17 protein-coding genes and 1 pseudogene are annotated in these 26,208 nt (G+C 41.2%); 15 read left to right on the top strand and 3 right to left on the bottom strand.

The features are described 5' to 3' along the window. Positions 1-11 precede the first annotated feature (11 nt). Entirely contained in the window at positions 12-872 is an 861-nt protein-coding gene (locus AC0L6H_RS17440; RefSeq protein ID WP_473390479.1) for a MurR/RpiR family transcriptional regulator, read from the bottom strand. A 377-nt stretch (positions 873-1,249) separates the two neighbouring features. Between AC0L6H_RS17440 and zwf the strand changes: the two genes are divergently transcribed. Genes zwf through AC0L6H_RS17415 form a run of 5 tightly spaced genes read left to right on the top strand, consistent with a single transcriptional unit; the run spans position 1,250 to position 6,891 of the window. Beyond that, entirely contained in the window at positions 1,250-2,740 is a 1,491-nt protein-coding gene (gene zwf / locus AC0L6H_RS17435; RefSeq protein WP_473390478.1) for a glucose-6-phosphate dehydrogenase, read from the top strand. Positions 2,741-2,749: 9 nt separating this feature from the next. After that, entirely contained in the window at positions 2,750-3,442 is a 693-nt protein-coding gene (gene pgl, locus AC0L6H_RS17430) for a 6-phosphogluconolactonase (protein WP_473390477.1), read from the top strand. Positions 3,443-3,454: 12 nt separating this feature from the next. Next, the gene (edd, locus tag AC0L6H_RS17425) at positions 3,455-5,296 is read left to right on the top strand and encodes a phosphogluconate dehydratase (RefSeq protein ID WP_473390475.1); all 1,842 of its coding nucleotides are present in this window, start codon (positions 3,455-3,457) and stop codon (positions 5,294-5,296) included. A gap of 1 nt (position 5,297) precedes the next feature. Further along, complete coding sequence (gene glk, locus AC0L6H_RS17420) at positions 5,298-6,266, top strand: glucokinase (protein ID WP_473390474.1); 969 nt, start codon at positions 5,298-5,300, stop codon at positions 6,264-6,266. Next, the gene (locus tag AC0L6H_RS17415) at positions 6,256-6,891 is read left to right on the top strand and encodes a bifunctional 4-hydroxy-2-oxoglutarate aldolase/2-dehydro-3-deoxy-phosphogluconate aldolase (protein WP_473390472.1); all 636 of its coding nucleotides are present in this window, start codon (positions 6,256-6,258) and stop codon (positions 6,889-6,891) included. The genes glk and AC0L6H_RS17415 overlap by 11 nt, the downstream gene beginning before the upstream one ends. A gap of 130 nt (positions 6,892-7,021) precedes the next feature. On the opposite strand, the gene AC0L6H_RS17410 is transcribed toward AC0L6H_RS17415, so the two are convergent. Next, a complete protein-coding gene (locus AC0L6H_RS17410; RefSeq protein ID WP_473390471.1) occupies positions 7,022-7,990 on the bottom strand; it encodes a D-hexose-6-phosphate mutarotase in 969 nt (322 codons plus the stop codon). A 163-nt stretch (positions 7,991-8,153) separates the two neighbouring features. Further along, positions 8,154-9,149: a type I glyceraldehyde-3-phosphate dehydrogenase gene (gene gap, locus AC0L6H_RS17405; protein ID WP_473390470.1), complete on the bottom strand. Its 996-nt coding sequence runs from the start codon at positions 9,147-9,149 to the stop codon at positions 8,154-8,156. A gap of 261 nt (positions 9,150-9,410) precedes the next feature. Between gap and malQ the strand changes: the two genes are divergently transcribed. The 10 genes and pseudogenes from malQ (at position 9,411) to AC0L6H_RS17355 (ending at position 26,190) form a co-directional block, all read left to right on the top strand. Further along, the gene (malQ, locus tag AC0L6H_RS17400; RefSeq protein WP_473390468.1) at positions 9,411-11,633 is read left to right on the top strand and encodes a 4-alpha-glucanotransferase; all 2,223 of its coding nucleotides are present in this window, start codon (positions 9,411-9,413) and stop codon (positions 11,631-11,633) included. A 68-nt stretch (positions 11,634-11,701) separates the two neighbouring features. Beyond that, a pseudogene (gene glgB, locus AC0L6H_RS17395) lies at positions 11,702-13,881 on the top strand (1,4-alpha-glucan branching protein GlgB). Between the two features lie 30 nt (positions 13,882-13,911). Continuing rightward, positions 13,912-16,029, top strand: a complete 2,118-nt coding sequence (glgX, locus tag AC0L6H_RS17390) for a glycogen debranching protein GlgX (RefSeq protein WP_473390467.1) — start codon at positions 13,912-13,914, stop codon at positions 16,027-16,029. Positions 16,030-16,053: 24 nt separating this feature from the next. Then, entirely contained in the window at positions 16,054-17,619 is a 1,566-nt protein-coding gene (gene gndA, locus AC0L6H_RS17385) for an NADP-dependent phosphogluconate dehydrogenase (RefSeq protein ID WP_473390465.1), read from the top strand. Positions 17,620-17,959: 340 nt separating this feature from the next. Then, positions 17,960-19,405, top strand: a complete 1,446-nt coding sequence (locus AC0L6H_RS17380) for a glyceraldehyde-3-phosphate dehydrogenase (protein ID WP_473390464.1) — start codon at positions 17,960-17,962, stop codon at positions 19,403-19,405. Positions 19,406-19,542: 137 nt separating this feature from the next. Further along, positions 19,543-20,700 (top strand): M14 family metallopeptidase, encoded by a 1,158-nt coding sequence (locus tag AC0L6H_RS17375; protein WP_473390463.1) that lies wholly within the window; start codon positions 19,543-19,545, stop codon positions 20,698-20,700. An 85-nt stretch (positions 20,701-20,785) separates the two neighbouring features. Further along, positions 20,786-22,447, top strand: coding sequence for an alanine/glycine:cation symporter family protein (locus AC0L6H_RS17370; RefSeq protein WP_473390461.1), 1,662 nt, complete (start codon positions 20,786-20,788; stop codon positions 22,445-22,447). Positions 22,448-22,538: 91 nt separating this feature from the next. Then, positions 22,539-22,871 carry a hypothetical protein gene (locus tag AC0L6H_RS17365; RefSeq protein ID WP_473390460.1) on the top strand — a complete coding sequence of 111 codons (333 nt, stop codon included), beginning with the start codon at positions 22,539-22,541 and terminating at the stop codon, positions 22,869-22,871. An 81-nt stretch (positions 22,872-22,952) separates the two neighbouring features. Further along, positions 22,953-23,246 (top strand): YeaC family protein, encoded by a 294-nt coding sequence (locus tag AC0L6H_RS17360; RefSeq protein WP_473390459.1) that lies wholly within the window; start codon positions 22,953-22,955, stop codon positions 23,244-23,246. Next, complete coding sequence (locus AC0L6H_RS17355) at positions 23,236-26,190, top strand: DUF349 domain-containing protein (protein ID WP_473390457.1); 2,955 nt, start codon at positions 23,236-23,238, stop codon at positions 26,188-26,190. The genes AC0L6H_RS17360 and AC0L6H_RS17355 overlap by 11 nt, the downstream gene beginning before the upstream one ends. The last annotated feature ends 18 nt before the right edge of the window (positions 26,191-26,208 follow it).

Below are 26,208 nucleotides of genomic sequence, written 5' to 3'. Positions count from 1 at the left end.
GTCGTTAGACCTTAATTTGCGTCATTGTTGTCTTTTACATACCTAGAACCACGTAAGGTATCTTTTACTCGTTTTAAGTTTTCTCTGAATTTATTTCCTCTTCGTAGCGTAAAGCCAGTAGCAAGTACATCAATTAAGGTCAATTGGGCAATACGAGACGCCATCGGCATATATAAGTCAGTATCTTCGGGTACCGCGAGTGATAAAACATAATTGCACTCTCTAGCTAAGGGCGTATCAGCGCTTGTTATTCCAATCACGGTTGCATCGTTGCTGCGGGCGATATGGGCAACGTCAACAAGGCTTTTAGTGCGCCCTGTATGCGAAATAAAGATAACAACATCACCTTCGCTACTATTCATACAACTCATGCGTTGCATTAATATGTCTTCAAAATAAATAACGGGAACATTGAAACGAAAAAATTTATTAACCGCGTCATGGGCAACTGACGAAGACGCCCCAAGGCCAAAAAATGAAATTTTTCGGGCTTGAGTAAGTAAGTCAACCACACGATTTACCATTGCTATGTCTATAGATTGTCGTGCAACTTCAAGAGAGGCCATCGTCGACTCGAAAATCTTGTTAGTGTATTCGCTTGGACTGTCAAATTCGTCTACGTGGCGATTAACATAAGGTGTGCCGTTTGCCAAACTTTGCGCCAAGTGCAGTTTAAAGTCAGGGTAACCTTTAGTATCGAGGCGACGGCAAAAACGGTTGACGGTTGGTTCACTTACATTCGCTAACTTTGCTAAAGTAGCTATACTTGAATGGATAGCCGATTGCGGATTAGCGAGAATAACCTCAGCGACCTTTTTTTCGGACTTACTGAAGTCCGCCATGTCACTTGATATTTTTTCTAATACATTCATCGTTGTGCAACATATCGTTAATGAAAGTATATATAATAGAGTTAAATTCTGGATTTGTCATTTTTGTTGTAACTTTTTGACGAAAAAACTGAAAGTTTTAACAATTCTTTGATAAGCAAAGTCACAGTTTTAAAAATAAACAGGTCTTTTTATTTAAATTAATTTTATTTTAAGTGGTTGAAATTTATATTTAAAGTGGGCTCTTTGTAAGATGGTGTGCGTCACTGGAAGGCTATATTTAGCGCAAATTACACAACAGGATGTTATATAAATTAATTTGTAATTTTACTACATTTGTAGTTTACTACGAGTTATATACTTATTCTTAAAAACATTGTGAAAAAATAGCACAGTGTTTAACAAATTTGAGGCGAAAAATGGTTTTAGAAAAGAAATATGAACCGGTTGATTTTGTCTTGTTTGGTACTTTAGGTGATTTGGCTAGACGCAAATTACTTCCTTCATTATACCAACTCGATAAAGCGAATCTTCTTCACGAGGGCACAAAAATTATTGGTGTTGCACGCCACACACTAACTACCCCTAAATACGTAAAAACTGTGCGTGAGAATATTGTGGAATTCTTGGGCGAAGAAATTTGCGAAACCACTTGGAAGCGTTTTGTTAAACGTCTTGACTATGCGACCATTTCAATGACTGTTCATGACGATTATAAAAAGTTGTGTGAGCATGTAGACAAAGATCGTGTAATGGTTTGTTATTTTGCAACACCCCCGTCAATATTTGGGGATATATGCAAAGGTATGGACGCAGCTGGTGTCATTGATGAAAGCGTGCGCGTAGTGCTAGAAAAACCAATTGGGCATGATTTTGCTTCGTCTGAAGTTATCAACAATCAAGTTGCTGAGTTCTTTCAAGAGAAACAAATTTATCGTATCGATCATTACCTTGGTAAAGAGACCGTACTAAATTTGATTGCGCTTCGCTTTGCCAATTCAATTTTTGCGACAAATTGGGATCACAATTGTATCGACCACGTACAAGTGAGTGTAGCTGAGTCAGTCGGAATAGAAGGGCGTTGGGGCTATTTTGATGATGCAGGTCAAATGCGAGATATGGTACAAAATCATTTGTTGCAAATATTGTCATTGATTGCGATGGAACCTCCCACCACACTTGACGCCGACAGTATTCGGGATGAAAAACTCAAAGTGTTGAAAGCGTTAAGACCCATTAATGCTAGTAACGTTAGTCAAAAAACTGTTCGCGGGCAATATAGCTCAGGCTTTGTTGCAGGAAAAGAAGTTCCCGGATATTTAGAAGAACCCGATGCCAACGAAAAAAGCAGAACAGAGACCTTTGTCGCGATAAAGGCCGAAATAGATAACTGGCGCTGGGCTGGAGTTCCTTTTTATCTGCGCACTGGAAAACGTTTACCGAAAAAAGTAAGTGAAATTGTCATTTACTTCAAACGCCAACCGCATAATTTATTTAGTGACAGTTTTGCAGATCTTCCAGCAAACAAATTGGTTATTCGATTACAACCTGAAGAAGGCGTTGAGGTTACCGTAATGAATAAAATACCTGGATTAACGAGTTCAGGTTCAATGGATTTACAAAAAAGTAAGCTCGATTTAAGTTTCTCAGAGGAGTTTGGGGATCGCAGGATTGCCGATGCATATGAAAAACTTCTGCTTGAAGTTATGATTGGAAATCAAGCACTATTCGTGCGCCGTGATGAAGTAGAGCAAGCGTGGACATGGGCAGATTCCATTATAGCTGCATGGAACAACAATAGCGAAACCCCAGAGCCTTATCAAGCAGGCACATGGGGACCCGTCTCGTCTATCGGCTTGCTAGCGCGCGAAGACCGTAGTTGGTATGAAAGTAAAGTGAAAAAGAAGTAGGATATAGTTATGGCACTTATAATGAATCAATTCACTAGTACTGACGAACTTAACAAGGTCTTTGCCCAAGCTATTGTTGAGGTCTTAAATGACGCTATTGCGACGAAAGGCAAAGCATCTTTAGCCGTAAGCGGTGGGTCAACGCCAAAGCCATTGTTTTTGGCCTTGTCCAATGCTGATGTAGATTGGGAAAAAGTCAGTGTCACGTTAGTGGATGACCGTTGGTTAGACAGCAAACATCCCGATAGTAATGAAAATTTAGTACGTACAAATTTACTGCAAAATAAAGCGGCCAAGGCCGAATTTATTAGCTTGCTGACCAAAGACCAAAACGCAAGTGATGCCGAGCTCGAGATTAGTAAACGTTTAGATAAACTCGATGCACAAATAGATGTATTGATTTTAGGGATGGGCGAAGATGGACATACTGCGTCTTTGTTCCCGTGCTCAGCGCAAATCAAAGAAGGCTTAAATCTAACTCGTGATTTGAGCGCAATTGCTACACAACCTACAACTGCACCATATCAGCGAATATCGATGTCTTTAGCAAAAATAGTCGCAGCCAAACACGTATTCTTACATCTGACTGGCGAAAAGAAAAAAGCCGTGCTAGAAGACGCGTTGGCAAACTATAGTGAATTAGAAAAGCCCATAACCGCTGTTTGTAAGCATACAAACGTTGAGTTAATGTGGGCACCATAAGGATTTTTTAAAATGAATAGCATCATAGAAGACGTAACCAATCGCATTATTGAACGTAGCAAAGTATCAAGAGCGGCGTATCTCGCAAAAATTGATCGTGCACGCCGTCAGGGACCACTCAGAGGGGAGCTTTCGTGCGGTAACTTAGCACATGGTTTTGCCGCTTGTGGTAAAGAAGATAAAGCAGATTTACGCAGTATGACAAAAGCCAATATTGCGATTGTATCTTCTTACAATGACATGTTGAGTGCGCATCAACCTTATGAAAATTACCCAGAAATTTTAAAGAAAGCAATTTCTGAAGTGGGTAGTGTCGCCCAATTTGCCGGTGGTGTTCCCGCTATGTGCGACGGTGTTACGCAAGGTAATGCTGGCATGGAATTGAGTTTAATGAGCCGAGACAATATTGCGATGGGCACCGCCATCGGTTTATCTCATAATATGTTTGACGGCGCGTTGATGCTTGGAATCTGTGATAAAATCGTACCCGGATTACTGTTAGGGGGCTTGAGTTTTGGCCACTTACCAACGGTTTTTGTGCCTGCCGGACCAATGCCTTCAGGTTTACCGAATAAAGAAAAAGCACGTGTTCGTCAAGAATTTGCACAAGGGAAAGTTGGCCGTGATGCGCTTTTAGAAGCGGAGTCTCAATCATATCACTCTGCGGGGACCTGTACTTTTTACGGCACCGCAAATAGTAACCAACTGGTTGTAGAGGTGATGGGATTGCATCTACCAGGCTCGTCGTTTGTTAATCCGGGTACCGAATTACGAGATGCACTAACCAAAGCGGCTGCCAGACAAGTCACACGCTTAACTGACTTAGGCGACAATTACACTCCGATTGGGCATATTGTTGACGCCAAAGCAATGGTAAACGGTATTGTTGCTTTGTTAGCCACTGGCGGTTCTACAAACCACACAATGCACCTTGTTGCTGTTGCGCGTGCTGCTGGATTGATTGTTAACTGGGATGATTTTGCTGACTTGTCTAGCGCAACGCCTTTAATTACACGAATATACCCGAATGGTTCTGCTGATATTAACCACTTCACGGCTGCCGGCGGAATGTCGCTGTTGTTTAAACAGTTGTTAGACAAAGGTTTACTGCACGATGATGTGACTACTATCTGTGGCAAAGGCTTAGCACAATATACTAAAGAGCCACGCTTAAATGATGGCGAGTTGACTTGGGTAGACGGTGTTAGTGAATCCTTTGATAAACAAGTCTTAGCAGATATTGAGCAACCCTTTAAACCTGACGGTGGCCTATCTGTATTGTCTGGCAATCTTGGACGAGCGGTAATGAAGACCTCTGCGCTGCGTGAACCGCATTGCAAAATAAAAGCGCCCGCTGTTGTATTTGAGGACCAATATGCCTTAGACGCCGCTTTTAAAGCAGGCGATTTAGATAAAGACTGCATTGTTGTGGTGCGTTTTCAAGGGCCCGCAGCAATTGGTATGCCTGAATTACATCGTCTTACACCACCTCTAGGTGTGCTGCAAGACAAAGGTTTTAAAGTTGCACTGGTGACCGATGGACGTATGTCTGGTGCGTCAGGTAAAGTGCCTGCGGCGATTCACTTAACACCTGAGGCCTTCAAAGGTGGCGCGATAGGAAAAGTAAACACAGGTGATATGATTGAAATCGATACTGCAACGGGTGAATTGACCTTGCATGTAGACGAGGCTGATTTAGCCGCTAGGAAACAAGCTAGCATCGATTTGACTCAAAGTCATCAGGGCATGGGGCGTGAATTGTTTGCTGGCATGCGTTCAACCTTAACCGGCTCTGAAGAAGGTGCATGTTCACTCTTTGTTGAGCAAGATCGCTTAGACTCAGGAACTTTGTAATATGGCTCATCGATTTGTTGCCGATGTAGGCGGAACTAACATAAGGTTAGCGCTTTTAGAAAACGGCAGAATTGCGAAAATTGAAAAATACTTGTGTGCCGACTTCGATACCATCGGCGATGCGATTTTACATTTCCAGAAAAACAATATAGAAGCCACTTTTAGCGCAGGGTGCATAGCGATTGCTTGTCCCGTGAATAATGACATGGTGAAGATGACTAATCACTCATGGGTATTTTCTAAAACGGCATTAAAAGCACAGCTGTCACTTGACCAGCTTTATGTCATTAACGATTTTACTGCAGTTGCTCATTCATTGCCGACCTTAAGCCACAAACAAGTTATTCAAATCGGTGGTGGGCATGCCAAAGAACACGGTAATATTGCTGTGTTCGGCCCTGGTACGGGTTTGGGAGTTGAGCATCTAACATGGGTGGCCAATGGCTGGCACACATTAGATGGTGAAGGAGGACATGTAGATTTTGCACCTACCGATGATACCGATATTATCGTCTGGCAATATTTACATAAAAAATTAGGCAGAGCTTCTGCAGAAGAGGTGTTGTCGGGCAGAGGGATAGTAAATATTTATCACGCATTATGTCAACATCACCAAAAACAAATTACCTTATCTAGTCCATCGCAAGTGACTTCTGCCGGTTTAGAAGGGAATGATGAAATGGCAGCCTTAGCCATAAAACAATTTTGTCGAGTAATGGGCAGTTTTGCCGGCAATTTAGCTTTAAATTTATGTACCACTGGCGGCATCTTTATTGGTGGTGGCGTCACAAGTCATCTTGGTGACTACTTCTTAAATAGCGAATTTAGGGAAAGATTTGAAGCAAAGGGTGATTTTGCACATTACGTACAAGATATCCCGACATATTTAATCAATGAACCAGACCATGGCTTGTTAGGAGCTTTGGCTTACCTTACACAACACACTCAGAGAATAAACGATGATGAATAATTGGAAAATCACTTCAGCGGATGTATTTAGTCAGGGACCCGTGGTACCCGTACTTGTAATCGAAAGAGTAGAAGATGCAGTACCTATTGCCAAGGCTCTGATGGATGGAGGGATCAATGTTCTTGAAGTCACATTGCGCACAAAGGCTGCTTTAGAAGTTATCGAAACGATTGCGAGAGAGCTACCAGAGGCCTATGTAGGCGCTGGAACAGTAACCAATAGAGATCAATTAAAAGCGGTAACAGATGCGGGTGCAAAATTTGCTATTAGCCCAGGCCTTACCGCAGACTTGCTGAAAGCCGGATTAGAAGGAAGCATTCCTTTAATCCCAGGTATTTCTAACATTTCAGACCTAATGAAAGCGAAAGATGCTGGGTATGACCATCTTAAGTTCTTTCCAGCAGAAGCGGCCGGTGGCGTAAAGGCACTTAAATCTATTGGTGGTCCATTCCCTAATATAGTATTTTGTCCAACGGGCGGCATTGGTCCAGATAATTACTTAGAATATTTAGCCTTGCCTAACGTGCGTTGCGTTGGTGGCTCTTGGGTTGCACCAAATGACGCTATAGAAAATAAACAATGGGACATATTGACTGAACTGGCCAAAAAAGCCGTTGCTATCTAACTACCATTAACTGCACCAATCAAAAACCGACATTTCACATGTCGGTTTTTTTTCATATTGTTATATCTAAATATATTGAGAAAACCCCGCGCTCAGAGCGACGCGATGTCGCCGGGTAGTTCATTAGGCCCTAATAGATTGTCTGTGAAAGTTTGTGGATATGCCCAGGTTCCAGTATTAATTTTTGTTCCGCATTACGAGTATTTGCGGCTTCAATACATAACATAGTCGAATACGCATCCGCTTCCATGTCTTTCATACTGCTGGATTTTTCGCGCCATGGATTCCATACCACGGTTGAATCATGTCCTGACTGTATTAGTTTTTGCAATCGCTCTTGTCTTGTTTGTGCCGTACTGTCTTGGCTTGTTTTTAATAGTTCAATAGTTTGAGCTTTAGTATAGTCGGCATGTGCAAAGTGATGAATTCTATCGACTTCGCTCGAAAATTTGTAGGTGAGAGGGGCGCAAAGCTTAGCTTTAGCACTTAGCTTATCATCATATGGCGTATTGACACCTAGCAATTGAGTTGAGCTTATATCCTCAACAAGTAAATACGTATGCAAGGCTTGACTGAGGTCACAAGGGGTCTCACCTGCATTTATACTAATTATGCTGACTGTGAGGCTTTCAGCAACCGTAATGACTAGTTTCATCGTGATATCTGAGTAATCAAACTGACTTGGCTCCAGAAGCGATAATGTGAGCTTAGTTTCTATCACCTCAGCATCGTCTGTATTTTCTTCGACTTTATCGAGTACAAACATTTGCGTTCTAGCATAACCGTGGCTGGGATAATCACTGTGGCTGGGATGCTCAGAGAACCACGGCCAACAAATAGGAATGCCTCCTCGAATGGGAGTCTTCCTGTCAAAAATAGCGGCTTTACTCAACCATAAGCGTTCTCTATTGTCTGCTTTGTTGATGAACGAAAGAACGTGGCCCCCAAAAAGGCTTAGGGTAAGAGAAGCGTGCTTATTGCTGACGTTTAATAATAAGCCTTTTGCCGCAGAGTTCTCGATTGTCACGCTTTGTGTTTCGGGTAAGGTGTTTTGTAATTTTTCTAAAAAGCGTGAATATTTGGATGTGTTTGTGAGCATATTTTTTAATCCCTTAACGTCGTTGTAAAGCTATATATACAAAAACGACGACTGCATTATCAAGATTGTTTAGTAAGACGTCTATGTTATCAAAAATAAAAACAAAAAAAGCGACACAAGTCGCTTTTTCTTATAAGAGTTTATTTCTTAATACAATATTATTTTATTTCGAAATGTGCGCCACTAAATCTAAGACACGATGGGAATAGCCCATTTCATTGTCATACCACGAAACTACTTTAACAAATGTATCGGTAAGTGCGATACCAGCCGTTGCGTCAAAAATAGAAGATTGGGTGTCACCAATAAAGTCATTCGAGACTACCGCGTCTTCTGTGTATCCTAACACTCCTTTTAATTCGCCTTGTGCGGCGGCTTTCATGGTCGCGCAGATTGTTTCGTAACTCGCCGGCTTGGCTAAATTAACCGTTAAGTCAACGACTGAAACATCGGCTGTCGGCACTCGAAATGCCATGCCAGTAAGTTTTCCATTAAGTGCAGGGATTACTTTGCCCACTGCCTTTGCTGCACCAGTAGATGATGGAATGATGTTTTGCAGAGCTCCACGTCCACCGCGCCAATCTTTAAGCGATGGGCCATCCACCGTTTTTTGTGTGGCGGTTGTTGCATGTACCGTTGTCATTAATCCATCAACGATGCCAAAATTATCATTCAGCACTTTAGCAATGGGTGCTAAGCAGTTAGTTGTACACGATGCATTTGATACAATAGCTTGACCTGCATATTCATTATGATTTACGCCCATAACGAACATTGGCGTATGGTCTTTGCTTGGTGCGGATAAAACCACTTTTTTGGCGCCAGCGTCTATGTGTTTTTGTGCAGTTTCTTCTGTCAAAAATAGACCCGTTGCTTCGATTACTACATCAACATTAACATCATTCCACGCCAAATCAGCTGGGTCGCGCTCACTGGTTACGCGCACTGTTTTACCGTTAACGATTAAGTTTCCATCTTTCACCTCAACGGAACCGTCAAAGCGGCCATGAGTAGAATCATACTTTAGCATGTAAGCAATATAATCAATGTCTAACAGGTCATTGATTGCAACAACTTCAAAATCGCCTCGTGCAATGGCAGCACGCATCACTAAGCGGCCAATTCGGCCAAAGCCATTAATACCTAGTTTGGTAGTCATAACGCCCTCTAGTTTTGTTTTGTAATTAAATTACGAAAATTATGCACAATATTTTGCAATAAAGCAAAATAATATTATCATCTGTTGTTTTATTACAAATAATACTCGTCTTGTTGCTTATGCATTCGTATTCAGTTTAGAATTCTGACACTTTGGTGAATAATGCAAAAATGGTACGACTTTTATTTAACTAACCTTGGCTGTGGGTATAAGGTATCAATCTTTCCCATGCAAACAATTATCACCCAGGAATCTTACACAATGACACAACTAGTTGACTATTTAATTGAGCAAAGAGGAATAGGCTCAAATTTTGTAGACGCATGGGGCAAGCCAGCAACCATCAAACGCGAAAATCAAGAAAAACTATTGCAGGCGATGGGTTATCAATTAGATGACGAAAAAGTACTTGCCCAACAGCTTGAAGCGCAAGCCGCTGAATATTGGTTAAATCCACTGTCACCAGTGATCGTCGTGCGCATTGGCGAAAAACTCATCATTAGCGTGCATACGCCCATAAACAACGCGGCAAAAATGCATACGCTAAAATTCAGTTTAGAATCAGGCAAGGCAGTTGTGCATAAGTTTCTACCAGTTGACACTGTTTTAGTTGCCTCACAAGAAATTGATGGGCTTGAATGGCAAGAGTATGCGGTTGAATTGCCAAAGGATGTTCAAAAAGAAATTTACGCTGGTAAAAGTAAAGCTCTCGGTTACCACGAATTGCAATTGCTTTTGGGCAGAAAAGGTCTTGCCAAATGTCGTTTTATTGTGGCTCCGAAAAGCTGCTATATACCCAAATCAATTGAGCAGGGTAAAAAGATATGGGGTTTGAGTGTGCAACTTTATTGTTTGCGCAGCGAAAAAAATTGGGGAATAGGGGACTTTACGGATTTAAGCAATTTAGTAAAAGAGTCTGCCGCTTTAGGAGCAGACTTTATTGGCCTCAATCCCATCCATTCTTTATACCCAGCAAATCCCGATATTTGCAGCCCCTATGGGCCTAGCTCACGTCGCTGGTTAAACTATCTTTACATTGATGCTACGTGTATTGAGGGCTTTCAATCTCAAACTGTGCAAGCATGGATGCAAGAGAATGAAATTGAACAAAAGCTTGCCGCCTTGCGTGAAACCGCTTTTGTAGATTATGCAGGCGTAGCTGACATAAAGCACAAAGCCTTAGAACTCGTCTTTGTCGAATATCGCAAAAAATATCTAACTAAAAAAAGTGCTCAACGAGATGCGTTCAAGACCTTTATTGAGAACGGGGGCGAAAGCTTACAAAACTTGGCTGTTTTTGAGGCTTTACAAAATACTCTAAAACAAGAAGGAAAAGAATGTTGGGGCTGGCCTGCGTTCCCACAAGAATATCAAAGTGCAGATTTACCAGAGGTTGTCGCGTTTGCGAAACGCGAAAAGAAACTCGTTGAGTTTTATCTGTTTTTACAATGGCATGCTGCCTTACAGTTTGAACAGGCAAGCAAAGCCGCCACCGATGCCGGTATGGAAATTGGACTCTATCGAGACTTGGCTGTAGGTGTAAGTGAAGGTGGCGCCGAAATTTGGGGCAATAAAGAGCTTTATTGTACCGATGTAAGTGTGGGAGCACCGCCTGACATACTTGGGCCTCTAGGACAAAAATGGGGCTTGCCGCCAATGGATCCTAACGTTTTAGTAGAACAACAATATCAACCGATTATCGATTTATTTTCTTCAAATATGCACGCATCGGGTGCGCTCAGAATCGATCATGTGATGGCCTTACTTAGGTTGTGGTGGGTGCACAAAGATGATCACGCAAGTGACGGCGCTTACGTCAATTATCCTGTCGACGATTTACTTGCTATATTAGCTCTTGAAAGTGTGCGCAATAAAAGTTTAGTCATCGGTGAAGATTTAGGTACTGTGCCTGATTCCATTCGCGAAAAATTACATGCAAATGGAATGTACTCATATCGCGTATTCTTTTTTGAACAGGCAAAAGATGGTGGATTCTTTTCACCTGCCCATTATCCTGAGCAATCGATGGCAACATTAACTACACATGATATGCCTACTTTAATAGGCTATTGGCATTGCGATGACTTAGCGTTGGGTAAAGAGGTTGGTTTATATCCTGATGACGAAGTACTAGGTACCTTGTACGACACCCGTCACGAAAATAAACAGCATATACTCGATACCTTACACGGACATGGATCGATTACAAATTCGATTAGTCATGATGTACACCATGTGGGAATGACAACGCAACTTAATTTTGGCATGCAAAATCATATGGCAACTGGGTCCAGTGCGTTACTTAGTCTACAATTAGAAGATTGGTTGCAGATGGATAAACCTGTTAATATCCCTGGTACCTACAGTGAATATCCAAATTGGCGTCGAAAACTGAGCCATAATTTAGAAGATATTTTCGATAAGCCTGAAGTTAAGGCTCTTGCTAACCAGATTAGTGAGCGTAGACGACTAGCGAGTAAATAATTAGAAGCCTTAGCCAAAGTGCTTAGGTGAATTTAGTAGACAACATAATCATAATAATGAGGTTTTAAATGCATTTTGAGCAACAACTTGTAGAAGGGCGCTGCCCACACCCATTCACACAATTAGGGTGGATCAATAAAGGTCAGAATGCATTAGTAAGCATTTGGTTTGAACAGGCTTCAGCGCTATTTATTCGGGATATTCGCAGCAAGCAAAAAATTGGTGATTTGAAAAAATCTAAATTGGGTTTATTTACCCTAAGCCTATCAGGAAATGCAGCCAAGTATAGGCCATATGAAGTCGTTGCGAGTACTGTGGATGGAGAATATATTTACACTGATCCGTACCAGTTTTCTGACGAGGCATATAGTGCCGTGCATTTTATTGATCATGCACCGGCAAACTTGTATGAACAAGCAGGTGCACAGTTATTTACATCACAATGCGGTATTGACGGCGTGCGTTTTGCTGTTTTTGCGCCGAACGCAAGTGCGGTATCGCTTATTGGTGATTTTAACTATTGGAATAAAGTTAGCCACCCAATGCAAAAAACCGATATGGGTTATTGGGTATTATTTATGCCAAACTTACAAGCTGGGGCATTGTATAAATATTCGATAAAAGACGCGCACGGCAATCAATTACCTGACAAATCTGATCCACTCGGATTTAGTCAACACCAATATCCTTCGCATTCATCTGTGGTCTACGATCATAACGCTTACCAGTGGAAAGACGCTAAATGGCATGCTTCTAAAACGAACCCTTATCATGCGCCTATGAGCATTTACGAGGTACATTTAGGTTCGTGGAAACGTCCAGGTGATGACAATAAAACATATTTAAGTTACAGAGACCTCGCGGAAGACCTAGTCGCTTATGTGAAAGAAATGGCTTATACGCACATAGAAGTATTGCCTGTTTCTGAATTTCCCTTTGATGGTTCTTGGGGCTATCAACCTGTCGGCTTATTTGCACCAACTAGTCGTTTTGGAACGCCCGATGATTTTAAGTACTTCGTTGACAAGTGTCACCAAAAAATATTGGCGTGATTGTAGATTGGGTGCCTGCACATTTTCCGGAAGATGGTCACGGTTTGGCGCGTTTTGATGGTTCGCATATCTACGAATACGAAGACCCTCGCAAAGGTTGGCATCCAGATTGGAATTCATGTATTTATGATTTCGGCAAGGACACAGTGCGCCAGTTTTTGGTTGCAAATGCTTTGTTTTGGTTTGACAAATTCAAAGTCGATGGCATAAGAGTAGATGCGGTAGCATCTATGTTGTATTTAGACTATTCACGCAATGATGGTGAATGGATCCCCAATGTGGATGGCGGCAATCATAACTATGAAGCAATCAGTCTGCTGCAATGGATGAATACGGCGGTGTATGAGAAGTTCCCTAACGCCATCACCATAGCAGAAGAATCTACGTCATTTGCGGGCGTGTCTAAACCGGTATCTGGTGGTGGTTTAGGTTTCGGTTTCAAGTGGAATATGGGCTGGATGCACGATTCGTTGCACTATATAGCCAAAGATCCTGCATATCGCAGATATCATCATTCTGAATTATCTTTTTCAATGGTATACGCCTACGACGAAAACTTCGTGCTTCCCATATCCCACGATGAGGTTGTGCACGGTAAAGGTTCGATGCTTCAAAAAATGCCGGGAGATGAATGGCAGAAATTTGCTAACTTGCGTGCCTATTATGGATTTATGTTTGGCCATCCGGGTAAAAAACTTCAATTTATGGGCAATGAATTTGGGCAATACACAGAATGGAATCATGATAGCTCACTCGATTGGCATTGTTTAGACGAAAAGCAAAACAACCCTCATCAAGGTATCAATAGTTTATATAAGGCACTGAATAAACTTTATGTCAAAGAAAAGTGCTTGCATGCACTTGATCATGACCATGCCGGTTTCAGATGGTTAGATTTACATAATAGTGATCAGTCTGTGTTTTCTTTTGCTCGTTTTAGTGGCAAGAAAAATGAAACAATTGTTGTGGTTACCAATTTTACACCGCTAGTTCATGAACGTTTTCGTATAGGTGTGCCACACTCAGGAACTTATAAGTTAGTGTTAAATACTGATGATCAAAAATTTGGCGGTAGTGGATATAAAACCAAAAAAACGATCAAAAGTAATGCGATTGCATCTCATGGTTTAACTGACAGTATAGAAATTGTTGTACCGCCTTTAGCAACCGTGTTTTTTAAATTTAGTGCGTCTTAATCAACAATTACAATAGAGTGTCATAATAGAATGAGTCAGCAGTCTCTACTGTCGAATATTGAAAGAAATGATCAGGCAGGATCATTTGAACTACTTCCCGGAAACTTTGATCAACTAGGTGCTACTTTAGGCGAACAAGGGTGTAATTTTGCAATTTATGCACCCGATGCAGAAGAGGTGTTTATTTGCTTGTTTAATAAAAACGAGGAAGTATTAGCACAAATAGCGTTGCAACAACGAAACCAATCAAAATGGTGCGGGATGATAAGCAAGGTGCACCATGAACACCTTTACGGTATTCGCATCCGGCCTAAGAAAAACAGGCAAACTCATCCTGACTCGAGCGTAAACAAACTCTTGATTGACCCTTATGCGAGGTCTTTAAATCGGCCATTGCAATGGAAGGCGAGTTTATACCAGGGAGACTCACATGCTTTAGTTCCAAAAGCACATATAGTGGATAGATCTAACAATCAACTTATGCCCCTGAATATAAAACCCGAGCATCGAGTGATATATGAAACCCATATAAAAGGCTTAACCGCGCGTCATCCAGAAGTACCCGATGCGATAAAGGGAAAATATTTAGGCGCCTGTCATCCAGCCATTATTAGCCATTTAAAAGCCTTAGGTGTGAGCAGCGTACAATTTTTACCCTTAATGGCATTCATGCCAGAACCCTTCATTACTGACAAGGGACTTACTAATTATTGGGGCTATAATCCAGTAAACTTTTTTGCCCCAGAGCCGAGATATGCAGTCTCTGATGCACTAGCTGAATGTAAAGAGATGATCCAGAGTTACCGAGATGCAGGCATAGAAGTCATTTTAGACGTCGTTTTCAACCACACCTGTGAGAGTGGCTATGACGGGCCTGTGTTGAGCTTTAAAGCTTTGTTTGAATCTCATGCTTATTTGATTGAACAGAATGACGAATCAGATATTCCCCAATACATTAATTATTCAGGTTGCGGAAATACTTTGAAAGTCTCTGATACCTTCGTGATGGCAATGCTCATTGATGCCTTGCGTTACTGGGTAAGTGAGATGGGTGTTAGTGGCTTTAGATTTGACTTAGCCAGTATTGTAGGCCGTGAAGTCTACGATTTTAAAAGTAACGCGACCTTTTTTAAAATTTTACGCCAAGACCCCATTCTTAAAAATGCAGTAATGCTAGCTGAGCCTTGGGATATTGGACCTGGCGGCTACCAGTTGGGGCAATATCCTAATTATTGGCTAGAAGTAAACGATAAATTTAGAGATGTTGTACGCGGATTTTGGCGTGGTGATAAGGGTTTAAAAGGGCAGTTTGCCACTCGCATGATGGGGTCTCGAGATATATTTAGAAAAAACGTCAGGCCAATGCATGCAAGTGTAAATAATGTGACATACCACGACGGTTTCACGCTTCACGACACTGTGAGCTACGAGTACAAACACAACGAAGCTAATCTTGAAGAAAACCGTGATGGGCACAATCATAATTTAAGCGCCAATTATGGAGTAGAAGGCCCGACCAAAAATGGCGCTATTTTAAACATACGAGAACTACAAAAAAGAAATCTTTTTGCTACCTTGGTATTGAGTCAAGGAACACCACACATATTAGGTGGTGATGAATTAAGTCGAACCCAAAACGGAAACAATAATGCTTATTGCCAAGACAACAATATCAATTGGTATGATTGGACGCTAGACTCGCGTAAACAGGCGTTTTTAGATTTTTGCAAATATGTCATTGCACTTAGAAATACGAACCCGCTGTTACAGCAAATGAATTTCGCTGACGATCTGTATGACAATAAACAAAATGTGAAAAGTGCGGATTGGTATCGGCGCGATGGTAGTCACAAATCTGATATCGATTGGGTGAATCATGAGCATCACTGTTTTGCATTGCATGTGGTCGGAGAAATCGTTGAAGGTATGGGCTTTGAGCAGCAAGAGTGGTTATTTTGTATTAATAGTTTAGATAAAAATCGTGAGTTTAATTTACCCATTCTACAAAAAAATAGCGATTGGGAATGCCAATTGAATACAGCTGTTGTGGATGTTAAAAGCTATGTACACTTTCCAATTGACCCTCTGTTCATCATGCAAGCGAGGTCCATGCGAATTTACAAAAAACTAAAAAAACTAAAAAACTAAAAAACTAATAAAGAGAATAGCCTTATGACTGCTTCTTCAAATGCATTATGTGATGTGGGATTTATAGGCCTTGGCGTCATGGGCAAAAATTTGGCCTTAAATTTGGCTGACAATCATTACAAAGTGGCGTGTTTCGATTTAGATCAAGGCAAAGTAGATGAAGCTTTATCCCAAGATGCTCTCGAAAATAAAACAGCAAGTGCAAGACTCATCGGATGTACTTCTTATACCGAGTTACTTGCTCAGATAAAATCGCCACACACTATCATTGTTTCGGTACCCGCCGGCGAGCCGGTTGATCACGTTTGTTCACATCTTATTGATGCTGGCATACAAGCAGATGACATTGTGGTAGACACCGGTAATAGTTTATGGACCGATTCGGTCGAGCGTGAAACGCTTTATAAAGGTAAATTCATATTTTTTTCTACAGCAGTGTCGGGCGGCGAAGAAGGTGCTCGCTTTGGGCCTTCACTTATGCCTAGCGGCGATCCATATGCCTGGACACGTGTGGCGCCATTGTTCAATGCGATGGCTGCTAAAGTCGACCCAGTGACGGGAAGACCTATCGAAGACTATGAGATAGGCAAACCGGTAACGCAAGGCGAACCATGCACGACCTATATTGGGCCTGCCGGCGCAGGACATTATGTCAAAATGGTTCACAATGGAATTGAATATGCGGATATGCAATTAATCTGCGAAGTCTATCATGTGATGCGCGAAATGTTAGGTATGAGTGCACAAGAAGTCAGCCAAGTATTTACTACTTGGAATGAAGGTGTACTAGACAGTTATTTAATGGAAATAAGCGCTGAAGTACTTGCGCAAAAAGATCCTGAAAACGCAGATCAAGCGCTGGTTGATGTTATTCTTGATAAGGCCGGTCAAAAAGGAACAGGCTTATGGACAGCGGTAAGTGCACTGCAGGTAGGCAGCCCCGCACAAACAATTGTACAAGCTGTTTTTGCGAGAAGTTTGTCAGCCTTTAAGGAACAAAGAGTCCAAGCGAGCAGTGTTTTAGCGAAACCTGATATCGCATTGTTAGATGAACTTAAAGGGACGAATAAAGGTGAGATTGACAAGCATCTCATTATTCAACAACTTCATGATGCCCTTTACTGTGCGAAGATCTGTGCTTATGCGCAAGGTTTTCAGTTAATGGCTATTGCAGCAAAAGAACATCATTGGACACTAGATTTTGCCAAGATTGCTAAAATTTGGCGAGCCGGTTGTATCATCCGCGCGATTTTCTTACAGTCAATAAGCCATGCCTATGAAAATAACGAACATTTAGAAAATCTATTGTTAGACCCCTTTTTTGCTAGACAAATAAAAGATTATCAAAGCAATTGGCGACGAACGGTTGCCAATGCTACGCTTGCGGGTGTTCCAACCCCAGCCTTAAGTAGCGCACTTAACTACTATGATTCATTTCGTTGCAATGTGCTCCCGGCTAATTTACTCCAAGGGCAAAGAGATTTTTTTGGCGCCCATACTTATTCACGGACAGATAAGCCTGAGCATCAAAAATACCATTTAGCTTGGGGGAGTGCACAGCGCTTACAAAGCAGAATTCGCAATAAATAAGCGCAGACTAGGCGCTGCTTCTAAGTTGTAATATAGTGCGCGCGTCGTTTGTACTTAGTCAGCTAATAACGACCTTAGTTGTATATCGCGTCTTTTTTCATGTAATTTAATTACGAAATACGCTTGCCTATTTTGCGAATATTGCGGCAGTGACGAGATTAATCAGCTGCACAGAGCCTAGTTATATTCGTTATTGTCAACGAATTACAAAACTATTGCGCCATATCCACTCAAATTGCCATAATCTGAAAGTTTTCACCAATTTGGAATTTTTGTAAACATTGCTTAGAATGCGCGCGGGCTCCATTTTAGTTACCGCAATAAGCAAAAGGTGAAGTAGATGAATCAGCAGTTTGAACAAGAGTTACAGTCGAGTTGGCAAGAAAGGCAGGAATATGCCGAAAAAATGCTGCCAATCGTAGGTCGTTTGTATCGCAACAGCGCAATAGAAATTTTGGTATATGGACGTACATTATTAAATGCAAGCGTGATTGATCTCATAAAAGCGCATCGCAGCGTTCGCCAATTTGAAGGTGTTAAACTTCGCCTGCGCGAGAGTTGGCCTATTTTAGAAGCAATAAGCGAGATGAACTTAGCACCATGCCAAATCGATATTGGTAAATTAGCTTATGAATTTAACTACGCGAAAGACACACTTGAAAGCAAGGATTTGCATGAGTTTTTGCGCGCTAAACTTAGCCCCGTGGTTGACAAATTAGATGAACATGAACCTAGAGATGTTGTCCTGTATGGTTTTGGTAGGATTGGACGTTTATTAGCAAGGTTGATGATAGAACGTCAAGGAAAAGCAAACAAATTACGTTTAAAAGCTATTGTAGTACGCGGCGGTAAAGATGGTGATTTAGCCAAACGCGCAAGCTTATTACGCCGCGATTCAGTACATGGTCCTTTCAATGGCAGCATCACAATAGACGAAGAGCGCAAAGCAATAAAAGCGAATGGCTCATTTATTCAAGTCATTTATGCAAATCATCCTAGCGAAGTAGATTATACAAAATATGGTATAAATAACGCGATCATCGTCGATAATACAGGTATGTGGCGTGACGAAGAGGGCTTGTCACAACATCTATTAGCTAAAGGTGCGGCCAAAGTGTTGCTTACTGCCCCTGGTAAGGGTGCCATAAAGAACATCGTACATGGCGTTAATCATCACGATATTTTGGCAAGTGACAAGATTTTGTCTGCAGCGAGTTGTACCACAAATGCTATAACGCCGGTGCTAAAAGCCTTGGATGAAGAATATGGTATTGCGAGTGGTCATGTTGAGACTGTGCATTCGTTTACCAATGACCAAAACCTGATTGATAATTATCACAAAGCTGAGAGAAGAGGACGAGCTGCCTCTTTGAATATGGTGATTACTGAAACAGGCGCAGCAAAAGCAGTTTCCAAAGCTTACCCGCAATTAGAAGGGAAATTAACAGGAAACGCGATTCGTGTGCCCACGCCAAACGTGTCAATGGCGATTCTAAATTTGAATTTAAAAAGCAGTACGGATAAGGAGAGTGTAAACACGTTTTTGCGTAACACTTCTTTGTTCAGCGATTTACAACGTCAAATTGACTACACTGCATCTACTGAAATCGTTTCTACTGATTTAGTCGGCACGCGGGCGCCAGCAATTGTTGATTCGCAAGCAACAATTGTTGCTGAAAACCGTGCGACTTTATACGTTTGGTACGATAATGAATTTGGCTATAGTTGCCAGGTGATGCACGTGGTTAACGACATGGCTGAGTTAACAGTGCCTATTTTGCCTTAAGCTAACTATGAGTGCATAAACAGCAGCAATAAAAGCCGCTTGGTTAAATCAAGTGGCTTTTTTTATTTCAGGTTTTGCAATTCTATATTGTTTGCTAAGATGCACTCAAAGAATAATAACAATGAATGGACCAGCCTATGTTTATCAACAGTCAATTCGACAGTGGTAATATAAAAGTATTGTCGCTAGCGTCGCCTAGTGACATTCACCTTGCCATAAACAAAGACAATCAATCAGATTATTATCAATGGTTTCACTTTAAACTGCATTCTACACCTTTTGTTGAGCACAAATTACACATTAATGATCTCGCTAAATCGGCTTATCCGGATGGTTGGAAAGATTATCAAGCAGTGGCATCTTACGATCGAGAAACATGGTTTAGAGTAGATACTCAGTTTACAGGTGATCAGCTTGTTATTGAATTTACTCCTGAGTATGACAGCGTCTACTTCGCATATTTTGCACCCTACAGTTACGAGCGACACTTAGATTTAATCGCCAATGCGCAAATGAGTTTTGATTGTCGTCACGAGTTACTTGGTCACACCATTGATGGAAGAGAAATAAATTTACTCGTTATTGGTGAGCCTGATGTCAACGATAGCGAACTTGAAGCAGCTTCTGTTGCCAAGCATAAAGTCTGGATAACAGCACGCCAACATCCTGGTGAAACCATGGCGCAATGGCTTGTGGAAGGATTGCTCGATCGTTTACTAGATGAAGATGATGGCGTAGCTAAATCGCTTTTACAGAATTGTATATTTTATATCGTACCGAACATGAATCCCGATGGTGGAGCAAGAGGTCATTTACGTACAAATGCATTAGGTGTAAATTTAAACAGAGAATGGCAGTCACCAAGCGCGGACAAAAGCCCCGAGGTCTTTCACGTGCTCAACAAAATGTCGCAAACCGGTGTTGATATGTATTTAGACGTGCATGGTGATGAAGCTCTACCATATAATTTTGTTGCAGGTAGTGAAGGTCTGCCTAACTACAGTGAGCGTCTAAAGATGCTCGAAGACACTTTTAAACAGGCTTTGTTAGCAGTAAGCCCTGAGTTTCAAGATACTCACGGTTATGATAAAGACGAACCAGGAAAAGCAAACCTAACAGTAGCCAGTAACGCAGTAGGGCATAAATTCGACTGCCTTGCTTATACGCTTGAAATGCCTTTTAAAGACAATGCGAATCTTCCAGACCCGAGTTTTGGCTGGTCAATACCGCGATGCTGTCAATTGGGCGAAGACGTGCTAGTAGCAATTACTGCGGTAGTAAAAAAATTAAAATAAAAAGTACGACAACTGAAAATGTTAGTATAAAAACAATAAGCGTAACCTTAATTTCGCTACGCAAATAATAAAAAGGAAAACCAAAGTGGATGTATTACACGATTTTTTTAAACTTCTAGATAGCTTTTTAGGATCCGCCAGTTGGTTCCCTTATGTATTATTAGGAACAGGTGCTTTTTTTACGATATATTTAAAATTCCCTCAAATACGCTACTTTAAGCACGCTTGGAAAGTCGTATCAGGAAAACTTGATAAAAAAGATGCACCTGGTGACACCACACATTTTCAATCGTTGACCACGGCGCTGTCAGGTACTGTCGGGACGGGTAACATTGGTGGTGTGGCACTGGCTATATTTTTAGGTGGTCCTGCAGCTTTGTTTTGGATGTGGGCGACAGCGTTTTTTGGCATGACGACAAAGTTTGTTGAGGTCACACTGTCGCACAAGTACCGGGATAAAACTGCTGATGGTACTTATTCAGGTGGCCCTATGTACTATATGGATAAGCGCCTCAATATGAAATGGTTGGCTGTTGTGTTTGCCATCGCGACGGTCATTAGCTCATTTGGTACAGGTAATTTACCGCAAAGTAATAGTATTGCGATTACGATGGAAGCTACTTTTGGTTTTGAGCCTTGGTTAGTAGGTAGTGTATTAGCTGTTTTACTTGGTTTGGTAATATTAGGTGGTATTACTCGCATAGCCGCAGTGACGTCTAAAGTAGTGCCGCTTATGGCTCTTATATACTTAATCGGTGCGTTTGCGGTTATTTTTGCTAATATTGAAAATGTTGGCCCTGCTTTCGTTTCAATTTTTACTGATGCCTTTACCGGTTCAGCTGCCGCTGGCGGTTTTTTGGGTGCAACATTTGCATATGCTTTTAACCGTGGCGTAAACCGCGGATTGTTCTCTAACGAAGCAGGCCAAGGTTCAGCCCCTATTGCCCATGCTGCTGCAAAAACAGACGAGCCCGTATCTGAAGGCATGGTTTCTATATTAGAGCCTTTCATCGACACCATTATTATTTGTACGATTACTGGGCTTGTGATTTTAAGCTCAGGCGTGTGGAGCGAGAAACATGAAAACGTATTTGAACGCTCTGATATGTATTACGTGCAAGGTGAACTATCGCAAGACGATAGCGAAGATGCTAGCAATGTGTTTAAGTACTTAAACAAACTTGACGGCACTAACGTAGAGCCCTTTAATGGAGAGATTCGGGTAGTCAATGGTGTCGCAGTAACAGGCGGATTCACTTTAATTAATGCGCGTTCTTTTGCTGAAGAAGTAAGCTACCACGTAGGCTCGTTAGAAGATTTGTTTAGCGGCACATTGGTCATTGTTGACGGTAGTATTAAGCGCGACAATATTATCGTACAAGGTAAATCATTGATTCACTCAGCAACACTCACCACGCTCGCTTTTACCAAAGGATTTTTTGGTAGCTACGGCCAGTATATTGTATCTATTGGTCTGCTATTGTTTGCTTTTTCGACCGCAATCGCTTGGTCATACTATGGTGACCGAGCCATGACTTATTTGTTAGGGCCTAGCTCGGTAATGCCTTATCGTGTTGTTTACGTATTTGGTTTCTTATGGGCGGCTGTTTCAGATACCACCTTAGTTTGGACGCTTTCGGCCGTTGCTATAGTTGTTATGACCTTACCTAACTTAATAGGTATCTTGTTGCTTCGTAAAGAAATGAAAGACTCAATTAAAGAGTACTGGAGCAGAGTAAATAAATAAGGCAAATGCTTCTACAATTATGGGTAGCCATATAGCTGCCTATTATAGCTAGCAAAGCGCTTGTCTCTGTTATTAAATTTGGAAAAATAGTATGGCTATTGTAAATTGCCCCGCTTGTAATAAAGCAATCTCAGACAAAGCGAAAAGTTGCTCACATTGTGACTACGAATTTGGTCAAGCCAGCGCTGATGACATTAGACGTAAACTGTCTATGCAAAGGTATAAAAAATTACAGAAAATCCAAAATCAATCAATGCTGGCAATGTTGCTTTTCATCATAGGGTGTTATTTTGTGTTTTTAGGTGATTTCCCTGCAGGTGAAAAGGGCATTATGATGTACAATGCTTCGATAGGCGTGACGACGATTGGTTTTATTTGGTATGCGGTAAATCGAGTAAGGATTACGCTCGCCAAACGAAGTTGAGTTGTACACGAATGCGCATAGCTGACATATCCTCTAGTATCACGCGCTATTGTAAATCTTTTTTTAGGATAAGGGGACCCCATGCAGGTTGAACAGCTTTTAGCGATGATGACTGAAGACGTTTATAACAAATTTAAACAAGCAATAGAAACTGGCAAATGGCTTGATGGCAACGAGTTAAGCAATGAACAACGTGAGACAGTTATGCAGGCGGTGTTGCTTTACCAAGCAAAGGTAGAGCAATCTGATCAGCATATGACTGTTGGAAAAGACGGCAATATCGTCATGAAATCACGTCAACAATTACAACAAGAGCTTAAACAAGCACAATCTAACGAAACAAATATAGCGCGGTTCAAACAGGATGATTTTTAGTCAGTTATTTTCCCCAAATTATAAAAGCAATGACCCCGATAAACGAATTGCAAGCATTGAAAAATTAAACGCGAAAGCAGAAAAAGACAAACGAATTTTACATGAACTTGCCTTTAACGACGCTAATGATGAGGTTTCACTCGCCGCTCTTCATAAACTTAACTCTTTTTCCTTATGGATGAAGTCGTCTGAATCATCGGCTTCAACGCGTATTAAGAAGCAAGCGCAACATATGTGTCAAACACTTCTTGAAGACGCTAACGCAGTGTCAGAGGACTTGTTTAAGACTTATGTAAGTGAAAGTAAGAACAAACCTTTGCTTGAGCAATTGTTATTTTCTAGTAAACGCCTACAAGCTCACGACAGTTTATGCATAGAGATTTTATTCTCTTTGAACAATAGCAATCATCTTCGCCGTTTTTTCTTAGAACATGCAAGTGAGTCTCAGCAACTAGAGATTGTTGAAAGAGTTGATGATGCGAAACTATTAAGCAGGCTAGGTAAATCGACTGAAAGCGAAAATGTAGCCAAAAGGATTGATGACAAGTTAACTAAGTTGAGCATGATTGTCGAAAAACCAATCAAAATAAAGCAACAAGTTACGATGATCAATTCTAGGCTTCTTGCCTTAAAAGACGCCCAAGACTATGAACACCTTAGTCACCAATACGAGCAACTTAGCAACGAATTTGACCAAGTTAAGGCCGATTTTCATTACCTAGACGAATTATCACAAGCGACATTAACAGAAAAATACTTGGGTCTTAAAGTAGATGTTCAGCAAAAGTTGAGTAAGCTAGAAGAGACTCATAAAGCGCAATTGTTGTTGAAGCAAACGACCAACGATATTAGCGAAATCCAAGAGAGGTGCGCACAAGTTCAAAATCAAATTGACTTATTAGCGCAGGTTCACACAGTAGAAAATAGCGACAGTATTAGCAATAATATTGATGCAGAGGTGAAAATTTTATCCTCGGCATTGAGCGATGCAAGTGATGAACTTGATGGCGTAAAGCAGCGTGCACAGACACAAGCGCATGCGCATCATATTGAACGCTTGAATAACACTATCAGACAACAGCAAAAACAGTTATCGAGTGTGTTTGATGTGCGTGCGTTTGCGCAAAAAGGTCGAAGCATAATCGAAACACTCAATGATATTGTCAGCAACTATCAAGATGGTAGCGCGATAGCACAAGAAAGTTCTGAACAAACAGAAATTGAATCCTCATTAGCAAATAAAGACAAAAATCCCGTTTCGGCGTCGAAACCATCGACAGTATCTAAACAGGAAATCGTAGCACTCAAAGCGCAAATCGATGATCTCAAGAATGCCTTCTCTACATTGAAAACTGAGGCTAAAGGCTTGTTGCCGCAGCAAACATCGCAAGAATTTTCGCATGTGTTAAGCACTGCAAATCGCTTAGTGAAGCACTTGAATGAGTATTACCGTCAATTAGAAGCGAAATGTGAAAGTAAACTTAAAGCCATCAATAGAATGATAAAAGATGGTAAGTTTAAGGCCGCCATGGCGATGTTTCATCAGGTGCAAAAGCTTTATCAATCAGTCTCAGAAAATGCATCAATGCGTTTGCAAAAAGCGTTTGAAGACACCAATGAGGAAGTGAGTAAACTCCAAGATTGGCAGGCATACATTGCACAACCTCGCAAACCTGCATTGTTAAAGCAAGCCGAGACCTTAGCCAATAGCCAGTTTGAAGACCCGTTTGAACGTGCCCATAGCGTTAAAGAGTTGCGTCAACAATGGAATAGTTTAGGCCAGCTTCATACCGCTGAAGACGAAGCCGACAATAAAGCCTTTGATGTTTTTATAGAAAAAGCATTTGTACCTTGCAGGGCTTTTTTTGCTGAATTAGAAAGACAGCGCGAGCAAAATTATCAAAAGGCGCTCGCTATAATCGAAGAAGCGAAAGCCTTAGATGCGAATTTACCAGCTTCTGAATTGGCATCAAAAATGGGTGCCTTGAAATCAAAATTCAGTGCGGTAGGAGAGCTAGAAAAGCCTCTTGTCAACAAGGTTAAACGTGAGTTTAGTCGCGTTCTTAAGCCTCTTAGTGCAGTAATTTCAGAGGCCCAGCAGCAAAATGCTACCCAAAAACAAAATTTAGTGAATCAAGCGCAAAAGTTAGACCAAGAATCTACAGATGACGAGGCCTTGTTAGATGCGATTGAAAAAGCAAAGTCCCTACAACAAAAATGGAAGCAAATAGGTTTTGCAGGTAAAAACACTGACAATGCATTATGGCAAGCATTTAGACAAGCGAATGATGCATTGTTCAATAGGTATCACAGAAGTATTAACGAAAAGCGTGATGCGCAACAAGCTGAGTATGCTGCCATTGATAAAGAGATAAATGGCATTATCACAAAGGTGAAATCGGCCAAATCCCTAAGTGATTTACAATTTTATGAGCAAGAGCGAGCAAAGTTACTCGCTATCGCTAATGAAACTGACGAAGGAAATTCGGCGAAAGTACAAGGTAAGTTGAGCAAATTGGATGATGTTTATGAACAAACGTCGCTTACGTTACGAGAAGTGAGAGAGGCATCGGCTTTAAGTGAACTATTTACCTTCTTAGAAAATTACAGCAGTCAAGAGTTACCTGAAGCCTATGAGAATCTACTTGGCAAGTATAAAACTTGGGTAACAGGAAAAGTTTCAGAGCACGAATTGCTCACTAATTTAGACAGACTTGCTTTATGCCAAGTGGCAAGCATTCTGTTAAATGTTCCCTTTGTTGAAATGCCGATTGGGGAAGAATCGTCTCGGCAAGAGTTACAATTGAAGATAATGGCCTCAAAACTACAAGGTGAAAGTGAAATAAGTCCCGAATCTGTGTTGGCTAAATGGGTTAATTTAGGTCCGGTAAATAAAGCTGATGAAGCAAGTCTACAAGCCATGAAGACGCTTTTTGTTAAGTAGCATCGCTCACCTTATCTG

This window comes from Glaciecola sp. G7-5, from assembly GCF_055808975.1.
Note: the sequence above shows the minus strand (reverse complement) of the source record. Positions and strands in the feature narration are given on the sequence as shown.

Bases quoted from the DNA above. Each gene is read 5' to 3' on its own strand.
- zwf (WP_473390478.1), top strand. From the start codon at position 1,250: ATGGTTTTAGAAAAGAAATATGAACCGGTTGATTTTGTCTTGTTTGGT.
- AC0L6H_RS17440 (WP_473390479.1), bottom strand. From the start codon at position 872: ATGAATGTATTAGAAAAAATATCAAGTGACATGGCGGACTTCAGTAAG.
- glk (WP_473390474.1), top strand. From the start codon at position 5,298: ATGGCTCATCGATTTGTTGCCGATGTAGGCGGAACTAACATAAGGTTA.
- AC0L6H_RS17365 (WP_473390460.1), top strand. From the start codon at position 22,539: ATGGCTATTGTAAATTGCCCCGCTTGTAATAAAGCAATCTCAGACAAA.
- pgl (WP_473390477.1), top strand. From the start codon at position 2,750: ATGGCACTTATAATGAATCAATTCACTAGTACTGACGAACTTAACAAG.
- malQ (WP_473390468.1), top strand. From the start codon at position 9,411: ATGACACAACTAGTTGACTATTTAATTGAGCAAAGAGGAATAGGCTCA.
- AC0L6H_RS17410 (WP_473390471.1), bottom strand. From the start codon at position 7,990: ATGCTCACAAACACATCCAAATATTCACGCTTTTTAGAAAAATTACAA.
- gap (WP_473390470.1), bottom strand. From the start codon at position 9,149: ATGACTACCAAACTAGGTATTAATGGCTTTGGCCGAATTGGCCGCTTA.
- AC0L6H_RS17375 (WP_473390463.1), top strand. From the start codon at position 19,543: ATGTTTATCAACAGTCAATTCGACAGTGGTAATATAAAAGTATTGTCG.
- AC0L6H_RS17380 (WP_473390464.1), top strand. From the start codon at position 17,960: ATGAATCAGCAGTTTGAACAAGAGTTACAGTCGAGTTGGCAAGAAAGG.
- glgX (WP_473390467.1), top strand. From the start codon at position 13,912: ATGAGTCAGCAGTCTCTACTGTCGAATATTGAAAGAAATGATCAGGCA.
- AC0L6H_RS17415 (WP_473390472.1), top strand. From the start codon at position 6,256: ATGATGAATAATTGGAAAATCACTTCAGCGGATGTATTTAGTCAGGGA.
- edd (WP_473390475.1), top strand. From the start codon at position 3,455: ATGAATAGCATCATAGAAGACGTAACCAATCGCATTATTGAACGTAGC.
- AC0L6H_RS17360 (WP_473390459.1), top strand. From the start codon at position 22,953: ATGCAGGTTGAACAGCTTTTAGCGATGATGACTGAAGACGTTTATAAC.
- AC0L6H_RS17355 (WP_473390457.1), top strand. From the start codon at position 23,236: ATGATTTTTAGTCAGTTATTTTCCCCAAATTATAAAAGCAATGACCCC.
- gndA (WP_473390465.1), top strand. From the start codon at position 16,054: ATGACTGCTTCTTCAAATGCATTATGTGATGTGGGATTTATAGGCCTT.